The organism is Isoptericola sp. NPDC056605, assembly GCF_042792795.1.
Taxonomy (GTDB): Bacteria; Actinomycetota; Actinomycetes; order Actinomycetales; family Cellulomonadaceae; genus Isoptericola.
This window is the reverse complement of sequence record NZ_JBHTVT010000008.1, coordinates 174280-187365: the sequence shown is the minus strand read 5'-3', so window position 1 is coordinate 187365 and position 13086 is coordinate 174280. Positions and strand designations below refer to the sequence as shown.

Annotated in this window: 9 protein-coding genes; 4 read left to right on the top strand and 5 right to left on the bottom strand. The window is 74.6% G+C overall.

All coding sequences use genetic code 11. The features are described from left to right. On the top strand, positions 1-2612 hold a 2612-nt coding region (locus ACFQ8Y_RS10875; protein ID WP_430585446.1), incomplete at its 5' end, for a glycoside hydrolase family 48 protein. A 46-nt stretch (positions 2613-2658) separates the two neighbouring features. On the opposite strand, the gene ACFQ8Y_RS10870 is transcribed toward ACFQ8Y_RS10875, so the two are convergent. Genes ACFQ8Y_RS10870 through ACFQ8Y_RS10860 form a run of 3 tightly spaced genes read right to left on the bottom strand, consistent with a single transcriptional unit; the run spans position 2659 to position 5087 of the window. Continuing rightward, a complete protein-coding gene (locus tag ACFQ8Y_RS10870) occupies positions 2659-3636 on the bottom strand; it encodes a DNA topoisomerase IB (RefSeq protein WP_430585445.1) in 978 nt (325 codons plus the stop codon). A 58-nt stretch (positions 3637-3694) separates the two neighbouring features. Further along, positions 3695-4618: an acyl-CoA thioesterase gene (locus ACFQ8Y_RS10865; RefSeq protein WP_430549802.1), complete on the bottom strand. Its 924-nt coding sequence runs from the start codon at positions 4616-4618 to the stop codon at positions 3695-3697. A gap of 49 nt (positions 4619-4667) precedes the next feature. After that, positions 4668-5087 carry a globin gene (locus tag ACFQ8Y_RS10860; protein ID WP_430549803.1) on the bottom strand — a complete coding sequence of 140 codons (420 nt, stop codon included), beginning with the start codon at positions 5085-5087 and terminating at the stop codon, positions 4668-4670. A 104-nt stretch (positions 5088-5191) separates the two neighbouring features. Between ACFQ8Y_RS10860 and ACFQ8Y_RS10855 the strand changes: the two genes are divergently transcribed. Further along, entirely contained in the window at positions 5192-5440 is a 249-nt protein-coding gene (locus ACFQ8Y_RS10855) for a glucose PTS transporter subunit EIIB (RefSeq protein WP_429728304.1), read from the top strand. Positions 5441-5468: 28 nt separating this feature from the next. Here the strand turns inward: ACFQ8Y_RS10855 and ACFQ8Y_RS10850 are convergent, their stop codons facing one another. Further along, positions 5469-6536 (bottom strand): mechanosensitive ion channel family protein, encoded by a 1068-nt coding sequence (locus tag ACFQ8Y_RS10850; protein WP_430585444.1) that lies wholly within the window; start codon positions 6534-6536, stop codon positions 5469-5471. A 263-nt stretch (positions 6537-6799) separates the two neighbouring features. Between ACFQ8Y_RS10850 and malQ the strand changes: the two genes are divergently transcribed. Continuing rightward, on the top strand, positions 6800-8971 hold the full coding sequence (gene malQ / locus ACFQ8Y_RS10845) for a 4-alpha-glucanotransferase (RefSeq protein WP_430585451.1): 2172 nt from the start codon (positions 6800-6802) through the stop codon (positions 8969-8971). A gap of 74 nt (positions 8972-9045) precedes the next feature. Here malQ and pepN read toward each other — a convergent pair whose 3' ends face one another. Further along, positions 9046-11610, bottom strand: coding sequence for an aminopeptidase N (gene pepN, locus ACFQ8Y_RS10840; RefSeq protein ID WP_430585443.1), 2565 nt, complete (start codon positions 11608-11610; stop codon positions 9046-9048). A 234-nt stretch (positions 11611-11844) separates the two neighbouring features. On the opposite strand from pepN, the gene ACFQ8Y_RS10835 reads away from it, so the two are divergent. Next, on the top strand, positions 11845-12948 hold the full coding sequence (locus tag ACFQ8Y_RS10835) for a hypothetical protein (RefSeq protein ID WP_430585442.1): 1104 nt from the start codon (positions 11845-11847) through the stop codon (positions 12946-12948). Positions 12949-13086 lie beyond the last annotated feature (138 nt).

Sequence of the window (13086 nt, the reverse complement as noted above, 5' to 3'; positions counted from 1 at the left end):
CCGCCGGCCCGACCGCGGCGGCGCTCGGCGCGCCCGGTGCCTCCGGGCCGGCCGCCGCGGCGGCTGCCCCGGCCGAGCGCACCCTGCTCGTCGACGGCGAGTACACGCAGCGGTTCCTGGAGCTCTACGACAAGATCCACGACCCGGCCAACGGCTACTTCTCGCCGCAGGGCATCCCGTACCACGCGGTCGAGACGCTCATGGTCGAGGCCCCCGACTACGGGCACGAGACCACGAGCGAGGCGTACTCGTTCTGGTTGTGGCTGGAGACGTCCTACGGGCAGGTGACCGGCGACTGGGAACCGTTCAACCACGCCTGGGACACGCTCGAGCAGTACATGATCCCGACCACGGAGAACCAGCCGACCAACGCGGCGTACGACCCGGCCAAGCCCGCGACCTACGCCCCGGAGTTCGACCACCCGAGCCGGTACCCCTCCCCGCTCGACACGGGCGTGTCGGTCGGGCGCGACCCGATCGGCGCGGAGCTCGAGTCCACCTACGGCACCCCCGAGGTGTACGGGATGCACTGGCTCGCCGACGTCGACAACGTGTACGGCTTCGGCGCGGCGCCCGGCTCGTCCGAGCTGCTGGGGCCGGACCACGAGGGCACGTCGTACATCAACACCTTCCAGCGCGGGCCGCAGGAGTCGGTGTGGGAGACGGTGCCGCAGCCGTCGATCGACGACTTCTCCTACGGCGGCGAGAACGGCTACCTCGACCTGTTCACGGGCGACGCGTCGTATGCGGAGCAGTGGAAGTACACCAACGCGCCCGACGCCGACGCCCGCGCCGTCGAGGCCGCCTACTGGGCCAACAAGTTCGCCGCCGAGCAGGGGCAGCCCGAGGCCGTGGCCGACACGGTGGGCAAGGCGTCCAAGATGGGCGACTACCTGCGCTACGCCCTGTTCGACAAGTACTTCAAGACGCCGGGCTGCGAGTCCACGTCGTGCCCCGCGGGCACCGGCCGCGACAGCGCGCACTACCTGCTGTCCTGGTACTACGCCTGGGGCGGCGCGCTCGACACGGCCTCGCCGTGGGCGTGGCGCATCGGCTCCAGCCACGCGCACTTCGGGTACCAGAACCCGATGGCGGCGTGGGCGCTGTCGAACGACCCGGACCTCGAGCCCGCGTCGCCGACCGCGTCCGACGACTGGGCCACCAGCCTCGACCGCCAGCTCGAGCTGTTCCAGTGGCTCCAGGCGCCCGAGGGCGGCATCGCCGGCGGCGCGACCAACAGCTGGGAGGGGCACTACGCCGACCGTCCCGACGACGTCGCGACCTTCTACGGCATGGCGTACCAGGAGGCGCCGGTCTACCACGACCCGCCCTCCAACCAGTGGATGGGCATGCAGGGCTGGGGCGTGGAGCGCATCGCGCAGCTGTACGAGGAGACGGGCGACGCGCGCGCCGGGGCCGTGCTCGACAAGTGGGTGCCGTGGGTGATCGACCACATCACCGTCACCGACGACTCGTGGCAGATCCCGTCGAACCTCGCCTGGTCGGGTCAGCCCGACGACTGGGACGCCGCGGACCCCGGCGACAACGCCGGCCTCTCCGTCGAGGTCACCGGCTACGGGCAGGACGTCGGCGTCGCCGGCGCGCTCGCCCGGTCGCTCATGTACTACGCGGCCGGCGGCGAGGGGGAGCAGCACGCGCAGGCCCAGCAGGTCGCGCACGACCTGCTGGACGCGATCTGGACCCAGAACAGCGACCCGCTCGGCGTCGCCACGACGGAGACGCGCGCCGACTACTCCCGGTTCGACGACGTGCTCACCTCCGCGGACGGCGACGGCGTGTACGTGCCGGAGGGCTGGACCGGCACCATGCCGAACGGCGACGAGATCGGGGCGGGCGCCTCGTTCCTCGACCTGCGGTCGTTCTACACCGACGACCCGCAGTGGCAGAAGGTGCAGGACCACCTCGACGGCGGGCCCGCGCCCGAGTTCACCTACCACCGGTTCTGGGCGCAGACGGCGGTCGCGACCGCGCTCGCGGACTACGACCGGCTCTTCGGCGAGGACGTCCCGACGGACGACACCACCGCGCCGAGCGTGCCGCAGGGCGTGACCGCCACCGCGGACGGCACGAGTGTGCAGGTGACCTGGTCGGCGTCGACGGACGACACCCGGGTCACCGGGTACCAGGTCAGCCGGGACGGCGAGGTCGTCGGTTCCGTGGGCGCCGCGGCGACGTCGTTCGTCGACGAAGGGCTCGAGCCGGAGACCGCGTACTCGTACACGGTGACGGCGCGGGACGCGGCGGGGAACGTGTCGGCGGCGTCGGCGCCGGTGAGCGTGACGACGGGTCCGGACGACGGCGGCCCGGACCCGACGGACGGGGCGTGCACGGCGGTGTACTCGACGACGAACTCGTGGTCGGGCGGGTACCAGGGCCAGATCGTGGTCACCGCGGGTGACGACGGCGCGCCGGGGTGGGCGGTGACCGCTCCGGCGGGGCTGTCCACCACGAACCTGTGGGGCGGCGTGCTGTCCGGCGGGACGATCACGGGGGCGGCGTGGAACGCCGACCTCGCGGCCGGTGCGCAGGCCACGGTGGGCTTCGTCGCCAACGGCGCCTCGCCGGCCGACGGCCCGCTGGCCTGCAGCTGACCCCGCCGAGGGAGTACCTCCTCGCCGAGGGGGTACTCCCTCGCGGTCAGCCCAGCAGGTCCAGCACCGCGCGCTCGGCGGCGGAGCGCGTCCGGGTGGGGCCGATCGTCTCGCCGTGCTCCCACAGGTCGACCAGCCGCGGGTCGACGTACGACGAGCGGGCGACGGCCGGCGTGTTGCCGAGCTCGTCGGCCACGTCACGGACGACCTGGGCGACCACCCGCCGTCGCGCCCGCTGCGAGCGCGGCGGCGCGCCGGCGTCGGCCAAGGCGCGCGCCGCGAGCACGGTGGCGTGCCAGGTGCGGAAGTCCTTCGGCGTCGCGTCGTCGCCGAGGCGCTCCTTGACGTCGGCCTGCACGTCCGCGCTGGTGACGTCGTGCCAGCCCGCCCCGTCGTCGTCCCGCCACGCGAGCAGGTCGACGCCGCCGCGCCGACGCTTGAGGGTCGTGACGAGCGAAGCCACCAGCGGGTCCTCGACGAGGACGTCGCGCAGCTGCCCGGACTTGGCGGGATACCGGAAGTGCACGCTCCCGTCGCGCCGCACGGTGGCGTGCTCCTTGCGGATCGTCGCGAGGCCGTAGCTGCGGTGCTTCGCCGCAAAGACCTCCCCGCCGGCGCGGAAGTACGCGTCGTCGAGCAGCCGGAACGCGAGGGCCAGCACCCGACGGCGCCCGACGCCGTCGCGGCCCAGGTCGCGCGTCACCCCGGCGCGGGCGGCGGGCAGCCGCCGGCCGACGTCGAGCACGTGGTCGTGCTTGCGGCGCGAACGCCTCGCCTGCCACTGCTCGTGGTACAGGTACTGGCCGCGCCCGGCGTCGTCCCGGCCGAAGGCCTGGAGGTGACCGTCGGGGTACCGGCAGATCCACACGTCGGTCCAGGCCGGCGGGACCGCCAGCCGGGTGCACCGCGCCACCTCCGCCTCGTCGTCGAGCAGGGCCCCGTCGACGTCGAGGAACGCCCAGCCGTCGCCCTTCGCGCGGCGCGAGTAGCCGGGGGAGGAGGCGGAGACGCGGCGCAGTCGCACGCGCACAGTGTGCGGCGACGGTGCGCTCCCCGCAGCGCCGCGGGGAGGCGCGCGGACGTCAGCCGGGGAGCCGGATCATGCCCTCCTGCGCGATGCTCGCCACCAGCCGGCCCTCGCGGTCGTACACGCGGGCCAGGCCGAGGCCGCGCCCGCCCTGGGCGCCGGGCGACTCCTGGACGTACAGCAGCCAGTCGTCGGCGCGCGCGTCGCGGTGGAACCACATGGCGTGGTCGAGGCTCGCCATCGGGACGGCGCCGCCGACGTCGATCCACGAGCGCCCCGCCTGGCGCAGCACCGGCTCGAGCATCACCTGGTCGCACGCGAAGGCGAGCAGCGCGCGGTGCAGCAGCGGGTCGTCCGATGCGATCGCGTGCCGTGCCCGCACCCACACCTGCTGGGTGGGCTTCGGCTCCGGGTCGGGGCCCAGGTACAACGAGCCGCCCACGTGCCGCAGGTCGAACGCCGACTCGTGCGACCAGAACTTCGCGGCCGGGTGGTCGATGCCGTGGAGCACCTCGATCGCCGACGGGACGTCCTCCGGTGCCGGGACGCCGGCCGGCGCGGGCTCCGCGGCCTCGTACCCGGGCTGGTCGGTCTGGAACGACACGGTCAGCGACAGGATCGGCTTGCCGTGCTGGATGGCGTGCGTGCGCCGGGCGCTGAACGACCGCCCGTCGCGCAACCGCTCCACGGCGAAGTCGATCGGGGTGTCCAGCGCGCCCTCGCGCAGGAAGTAGGCGTGCAGCGAGTGGGGCAGGCGGTCGTCGTCCACCGTGCGGCCGCACGCGAGCAGGGCCTGGGCCAGCACCTGGCCGCCGTACACGCGGCGGCCGGGGCCGGGCACGCTGTCGCCGCGCCACAGGTCGTCCTCGCCGCGGGGGCCCCAGCCGTCGACCTCGCGCAGGTCGAGCGCCGACAGCAGGCGGTCCAGGGCGTCGGGGATGCCCGCGGGGGCGGGCGTGGTGGTGGACGTCTCGCTCACACGCACTCCAGGTCGAGTCGCAGGGTGGGTCACCGGACGGGTCGAGGTGTCACTCGTCGAAGGTGTTGATCATGCTGTACGCGGCGCGCTCCAGGTAGTCCCACAGCTGGGACTCGTGGATCGGCGCCAGGTCCAGCGCGTCGACGGCGACGCGCATGTGCGCCAACCAGCGGTCGCGGGCGTCGGGGTTGACCTTGAAGGGCGCGTGCCGCATCCGCAGGCGCGGGTGGCCGCGCTGCTGGCTGTACGTCGTCGGGCCGCCCCAGTACTGCTCGAGGAAGAGCGTGAGCCGCACCTTCGCGGGCCCGAGGTCCTCCTCCGGGTACATGGGGCGCAGCACCTCGTCCGCGGCGACACCCTCGTAGAACACGTCGACGAGTCGCTCGAACGTGGCGTGCCCGCCGACGGCGTCGTAGAACGACTCGGGCGATGGCTCGAGAGGCGACGCGGGTGAAGTCTGGTCCGTCACCGGGCCATCCTCCCAGACACCCGCGGTGCTGCTCCTCCCGCTCGGGCCCCGGGAGCGTTAGGCTGGTCACGGACCTGCAACGACGCATTCCACGGGAGGCCCCCATGACCATCGCCCCGAACAAGGCTGACGACATCCTCGCGGCGCTCGGCGGCAGCCGGAACGTCGTCGAGCTCGAGCCCTGCATCACGCGGCTGCGGGTCGAGGTGAGCGACCCGGCCCTCGTGGACGACCAGGGGCTCAAGGCGTCGGGCGCGTTCGGCGTGGTGCGCTCCGGTCGCGTGGTGCAGGTCATCGTGGGCCCGGAGGCCGACGACCTGGCCGCTCAGATGGACCCCCTGCTCGTCTCCTGACCGTCCCGTCCCGCCCGCCCGCGCCTGGTCAGGCCTCGGTCTCCTGCTCGAGGACGGCCGGCTCGGCGTCGGCGGACGGCACGAGCACCCCCGCCGCGCGCAGCTCCTCCTGGGCGCGGCGGCGCAGCTCGCGCGAGACCTCCCACTGGTCGCCCGGCCGGGTCTGCGCGTGCAGCGTGAACGACATGGTGATGTCGTTGACGGCGTCCACGCCCCGCACCGAGGGCGCCTCGAGGAGCAGCGGCGACAGCTCGGGGTCGGCCTGCACGTCGTCGGCGGCGCGGCCGAGTGCCACCCGCACCGTGTCGACGTCGGCCTCCAGCGGCACCCGCACCTCCGCGACGGCGCGCGACCACTGCTGCGTCATGTTGCCGGCCCGCAGGATCTCGCCGTTGCGCACGTACCAGAGCGTGCCGTCGAAGGCGCGCACCTGCGTCACGCGCAGCTGCACCTCCTCGACCGTGCCCGTCGCGCCGGAGCCGAGGTCGACGACGTCGCCCACGCCGAACTGGTCCTCCACCAGCAGCAGGACGCCGGAGATGAAGTCCTTCACCAGGCTCTGCGCACCGAAGCCCAGCGCGACACCGACGACGCCGGCGGAGGCGACCAGCGGGCCGACGGGCTGACCGAGCGCCTGCAGGATCATCAGCGCCATGATCGTGCCGATGAAGATGTTCGCCGTCGAGCGCAGCACCGACCCGACCGTGCGGGCCCGCTGCGCGCGCCGCTGGCTGGCCAGCGGGTTCGCCATCGCGATCGCGTCCTCGACGAACGGCGTGCGCTGCAGGTAGCGGCGCCAGGCCGGGGACGTCTCGGTCGTGGTCGTGCCCGCGCCGGTCGCGATGCGCTCCGCGACGTGCGCGATCACGCGGCGCAGCAGCACCAGCACGACGATGCCGATCGCCAGGATGATGAGGATCTGCAGCGGCCAGCCGGTGAACCACTCCCAGAACGACGAACCGGCGTCCGCGGCGGCCTTGATGGTGTCCTCGACGGCGGACTCGGTGTTCGTCGCGCTCGGGCTGGGCGTGGGCGCAGGCGTGGGCGTCACCGCCGTCGGGGCAGCGGTCCGGAGCGTGGAGATCACGGGGGTCACCCGTCCACGGTAGCGAGCGGGCGGGCCTCGACGAAACGTCTGCGGGCGTGAGGTCGTGCCGCGTGGGCGGACGGCCTGGTGGGACGGGGGATGGCAGGATCGTCTCCGTGAGCAAGGACCAGCCGACCACCTCGGACGACGCCCGCGACGACATCCCGGACGACTCCCGGGACGATACGGGCGGCACGGTCGACGACGCGCGTGCCGACGAGCCCGGGTCGGTGGCTGACGCTCCGGCGACGACGACGGACGACGGACCCGCCCTGGAGGGCGGCGACACCGACGAGCCGAGCACCGACGAGCCGAGCGCGGAGCTGCGCGAGCTCGCCGAGGCGTACGGCGTGCTCGTCGAGCACCACGGCTTCGGCGGCGAGGTGGTGGTCGCGCCGGCGTCGACCCTCGTCGCGGTGCTGGGTGCGCTGGGCGTGCCCGCGGGGACGTCGCAGCAGGTGACGCACAGCCTGCAGCGCGCCCGCGACGACGAGTGGCGCGCCGTCCTGCCGCCCACGGTCGTGGTGCGCGAGGGCGCCGGCACGCAGGTCCCGGTGCACGTCACGGACGGCGCGGCGGTGCACGTGTGGCTGGAGCTGGACGGCGCGGAGCCCGCGGCGCGCGAGCACGCGGTGCGCCGTCGTCGCGACCTGGACCAGCTCGACGTCCTGGTCGAGCCGCGCGCGGTGGACGGACGACGGGTGGGGCGCGCGACGTTCGCCCTGCCGCAGGACCTGCCGCTCGGCTGGCACTCGCTGCACGCGCTCACCGAGGGGCACGAGACGCGCGCCACCGTCGTCGTCACGCCCCGCCGGCTGGAGCTGCCCGCGGGCCTGGAGGACGACCAGTGGTGGGGCTTCCTCGTCCAGCTCTACTCGGTGCGCTCGCGCACGTCGTGGGGCGTCGGCGACCTGGCGGACCTCGCCGACCTCGCCTGGCTGACGGCGCACCGCGCCGGCGCGGACTTCGTCGGGGTCAACCCGCTGTCCGCGACCGAACCGGTCACGCCGCTGACCCCGTCGCCGTACCTGCCGACCAGCCGCCGCTTCCTCAGCCCGCTGTACGTGCGGGTGGAGGACATCCCGGAGACGGCGTACCTGTCGGCGGCGGACCGCTCCCTGGTGGAGTGGGCGGCCGACCCGGTGCGCGACCTCGTGGCCGACCCCGGCGCGCTCGACCGCGACGCCGTGTGGGAGGCGAAGAAGGCGGCCCTCGAGGTGGTGTTCACCGCGCCCCGGCGCGCCGCGCGGGAGGCCGCCTACCAGGAGTTCGTCGCCGAGGAGGGCGTCGGGCTGCGCGACTTCGCGACCTGGTGCGCGATCGTCGAGCACCTCGGCTCCCGCCCGCGGCCGGACGAGCTCGGTGACCCGGCGTCCCCCGCCGTCGCCGCGCTGCGCGAGCAGCTCGCCGAGCGCGTGGAGTTCTACGTGTGGCTGCAGTGGGTGGCCGACGAGCAGAAGCAGACCGCGCAGCGCGTGGCGCGCGAGGCGGGGATGCGGATCGGCATCATGCACGACCTGGCGGTCGGCGCGCACCCCGAGGGCGCGGACGCCTGGGCGCACCGCGATGTGCTGGCCCGCGACGTCTCGGTCGGCGCGCCCCCGGACATGTACAACCAGCAGGGCCAGGCCTGGTCGCAGCCGCCGTGGAACCCGCGCGCGCTGGCGCGTGCCGGCTACGCGCCGTACCGCGACATGCTGCGCACCGCGCTGCGGCACGCGGGCGCGCTGCGGGTCGACCACGTGCTCGGGCTCTTCCGCCAGTGGTGGGTGCCCGAGGGGGCCTCGCCGGCCGTCGGCGCCTACGTGCGGTACGACCACGAGGCGCTGCTCGGCATCCTGTGCCTGGAGGCGCACCGCGCGGGGGCCGTCGTCGTGGGGGAGGACCTCGGCGTCTTCGAGCCGTGGGTGCGCGACGAGCTCGCCGACCGCGGCGTGCTCGGCACCTCCGTGCTCTGGTTCGAGAAGGAGGACGGCCGCCCCCTGGAGCCGGAGAAGTACCGCCGGGCGTCGCTCGCGACGGTCGGCACCCACGACATGCCGCCGGCCGCCGGCTACCTCGCCGGGGAGCACGTGGACCTGCGCGAGCGCCTCGGGCTGCTCGCCGGCGACGCGCAGGAGCTGCGCGCCGCCGCTCGCACCGAGCGGGACCAGACGGTGCTGGCCCTCGCCATGCGCGGGCTGGTCTCCGACCACCCGTCCGAGCGCGAGATCGTCGAGGGGCTGCACCGGTACCTGCGCAGGACGCCGGCCGCCCTCGTGGGCGTGCAGCTCACGGACGCCGTCGGCGAGCGGCGCACGCAGAACCAGCCCGGCACCGACCAGGAGTACCCGAACTGGAAGGTGCCGCTGGCCGACGGGTCGGGCAACGTCGTCCTGGTCGACGACCTCTTCGAGAACGCGCGCCTGCGCTCCCTCGTCCAGGCGGTGCGCACGGCGCGCTGACCCGCCGTCCCGAAGACGACGGAACCCCGCCCGGTCGACGTGACCGGGCGGGGTTCCGCGTTCCGTGCCGGGACTCAGGCGTCGACGGCCTGCGCGGCGAGCGCGCGCTCGGTGCCGGCGAGCTGCTCGACGACCATGCGGCGGAGGGCCGCGGGGGCGTCCGCGTGCGCGTCCAGCCAGCCGCGGACGGCGTCGCGCAGCGCTGCCGAGGCGAGGGGTGCCGGGTAGAGCCCCTCGATGAGCTCCTCCGCGATGTGGTAGCTGCGCGTGGTCCAGATCGGCAGTAGCGCGTCGACGTAGCGGGCGGCGAACGGCTCCAGCACGGCCGGGTCGGTCACGTGCACGAAGCCGGCGGCGGTGGAGCGGATGATCGCGTTCGGGACGTCCGTCCGGTCGACGACGGAGGCGAACGCGGCCTCCTTGCCCGCGACGGTCGGCGTCGCCGCGCGGGCGCGGGCGGCCGCCTGCCGGCCGGTGGCCGTGTCGTCCTGCGCGAGCGCCGCGTCGATCTCGGCGCCGTCGGCCGCGCCGAGCAGCACGAGGCTCTCCAGCAGCTCCCACCGCAGGTCGGTGTCCACGGTGAGGCCGTCGAGCGCGACCGAGCCGTCGAGCAGGCCGCGCAGCGGGGCGACGTGGTCGGGCGTCGACGCGAGCTGCGCGACGAACTTCACGAGCTGCAGCTGCAGGTCGGAGCCCGCGTCCGCCTCCTGCGCGAGGTCCCACAGCCGGTCGCCGATGCGCGCCAGGGTGGCGGCGCGACGCTCGGGCGCCACGTACGACCGGGCGGCCAGGCCGAGCTGGTTCAGCGTGGTGCGCACGGTCGTCGACTCCGTCTCGGCGGCGATGTTGCCGAGCACGAGGTCCACGTACGCCGACGCCGGCGTCTCGCCGTCGCGCACCGCGTCCCACACGGAGCCCCACACGAGGGAGCGGGCCAGCGGGTCGGCGATGCGGGACAGGTGCTCGACGGCCGCGGCGAGCGACTCCTCGTCGAGGCGGATCTTCGCGTACGCCAGGTCCTCGTCGTTGAGCAGCACGAGCGCGGGGCGCTCGCGGCCCACGAGGTCCGCGACCTCGGTGCGCTCCCCGTCGACGTCGATGACGACCTGGTGCGTGCGCGTCAGCGCCCCGTCGACGAGGTCGTAGAAGCCGATGCCGAGGCGGTGCGGGCGGATCGTCGGGTAGTCGGCGGGGGCCGACTGCAGCACGGCGAACCCGGTGATGCGGCCCTCGGCGTCGACGGCGATCTCCGGGCGCAGCGTGTTCACGCCCGCCGTCTCCAGCCACGCCTTCGACCACGCGGTGAGGTCGCGGCCGCTGGTCGCCTCGAGCTCGACGAGCAGGTCGCGCAGCTCGGTGTTGGACCAGGCGTGCTTGCGGAAGTACGCGGAGACGCCGGAGAGGAACTCGTCCCGGCCGACCCACGCCGCGAGCTGCTTGAGCACGGACGCGCCCTTGGCGTAGGTGATGCCGTCGAAGTTGACCTGCACGTCCTCGAGGTCGCGGATCTCGGCGACGATCGGGTGCGTGGAGGGCAGCTGGTCCTGGCGGTACGCCCACGTCTTCTCCATCGCGGAGAACGTGGTCCAGGCCGCCTCCCACTCGGTGGCCTCGGCGGTGGCGAGCGTGGACGCGTACTCCGCGAACGACTCGTTCAGCCAGAGGTCGTTCCACCACTTCATGGTCACGAGGTCGCCGAACCACATGTGGGCCAGCTCGTGCAGGATCGTCACGACGCGGCGCTCGCGGACGGCGTCGGTCACCTGGGAGCGGAAGACGTACGACTCGGTGAACGTGACGCAGCCCGGGTTCTCCATCGCCCCCATGTTGTACTCGGGCACGAACAGCTGGTCGTACTTGTCGAACGGGTACGACACGCCGAACGTCGCCTCGTAGAACGCGAAGCCCTTGCGGGTGGTCTCCATGATGTAGTCCGCGTCCAGGTGCTCGGCGAGCGAGGAGCGGCAGAAGACGCCGAGGGGGATGGTGCGGCCGTCGGACGACGTGAGCTCGCCGCGCTGCACGGCGTACGGGCCGGCGACGAGGGCCACGAGGTAGGACGAGATGCGCGGCGTCGGCTCGAACGCCCACGTCGCGGTCGGGACGTCGGCGTCCGTCGCGTGCGCGGCCGGGGTCGGCTCCGGGGTGGGCTGGTTCGACACGACCTGCCACGCGGCCGGTGCGGTCACGGTCACCTGGTAGGGGGCCTTGAGGTCGGGCTGCTCGAACGTCGCGAAGACGCGGCGCGCGTCGGGCACCTCGAACTGCGTGTAGAGGTAGACCTCGCCGTCGACCGGGTCGACGAAGCGGTGCAGGCCCTCGCCGGTGTTCATGTAGGCGCAGTCGGCGACGACGCGCAGCTCGTTGGTGGCGGCCAGGCCGGTCAGCGCGATGCGCGAGTCGGCGAACACCTCGGCCGGGTCCAGGGCGACGCCGTTGAGCACGACCTCGCGCACGGACGGCGCGACCAGGTCGACGAACGTGCTCGCGCCGGGGGTGGCGGAGAACCGGATGACGGTCGTGGACGCGAACGTCGTCGGTCCGGTGGTCAGGTCGAGGTCGACGGCGTACGACTCGACGTCGGTGACGACGTCGGCGCGCTCGATCGCCTCGGCGCGGGTCAGGTTCTCTCCGGGCACGGGTTCTCCCTCGTCTCAAGATGGTGCGGCGCGTGATGGGCGCGCAGGCTCGCGCACGATGATGCCACCTCGGGCCTGCTGTGACGCACGGGATTCCCGGCCTCCCGGTGGGGACGCACGGGGGCGGGTTCGACCGTCGAGACCCGATCGTGACATCCTGCCCGGTGCGTCGCCGCCGTGCGGGTGCCGGTCACCCGCCGCGCGACGCCCGAGGAGTGACTGGAGGGAGTCCAGATGTCCGGCACCGTTCCGCCGCCCCCACCGGGGTCCGACGGCAGGCCGTCGACCGTGCCGCCGGGAGTGCCGCCGACCGTGTCGCCGTCGTCGCCGGCCGCCGGCGTGCGCCGCGTCGCGTCCGCGTACCAGCGCCCCGCCGCCGACCCGATGGCCGAGGTGCCGCTGCAGCAGGTCACGGCGCCGGCGCCCGTCACGCCCCCCGCGGGGGCGGCGACGGTGCACGCCCCCGTGCCCCCGCCACCGGACGCCGGGGCCACGGCGCCGCAGGTGTCGCCGCCGCAGCCCGCGTACCAGCCGGCCGCCCAGCACACCCAGCAGCTGCCGCCGGCCGTGCCGTCCGGGCAGCAGCCCGCGCCCTACCCGCCCGGGTACGCGGCCCAGCCGGCGTACCAGCCCCAGCCCGCGTACGCGCCCCAGCCCGCGTACGCGCCGGCCCCGGCCGCTGCGGCGACCCAGGTGCACCAGCCGGTCTACGCGCAGCCGGCGCCGCAGGCCCCGGCCGGGTACGCCGCGCCGGCGCCGGTCGGCGCGCCGCCGCCCCCGCCCGCCCCGCCGCGTCGGCGCCGCCGGCTCTCGGCCGGGTGGATCGCGTTCATCGCGGTCGACGTGGTGCTCATCGTGACGATGGTGGTGCTCGCCGTGCAGATGTTCGGCGCGCCGTCGCCCACGGTCCCGGAGGCGGGCGGCGCTCCCGCGGCCTCGCAGGAGCCGTCGGCGTCCGCGTCCGAGGAGGCGCCGATGCAGGGCGAGGTGCTGGCGCGGTTCGCGGCGCCGTCGAAGAACATCACGTGCTCGATCTACGCCGACGGCGTGTCCTGCGGGATCGCCCAGCTCAACCAGCAGCCCGCCCCGACGGAGGGCTGCGACGGCACGACGGGGTACGTGGTGACCATCGACGGCGAGGGCACGGTCGCCCAGCCGTGCGTCCCCCAGGACCAGCAGCCGAAGAAGGCGGGTGACGACCTCGACGACCTGGACTACGGCGACTCGATCACCGAGGGCGACTTCACGTGCCGCAGCGAGGACACCGGCATGTCGTGCACGCACGACCCCTCGGGCAAGGGCTTCTCCCTCGCCCGGGCGGGCATCGGCACGAGCTGAGGCGTCCCGCCCCGACGCGGGGGGGACCCCCCCCCCGGGCCCCCCCCGCGGGGGGGGGGGGGGGGGGGCCCCCGCCGGGGGGCCCCAAGGGCCCCCCCCCGCCGGGGGGGGGGCCCCCCCGGGCGGCGGGGCCCCCCC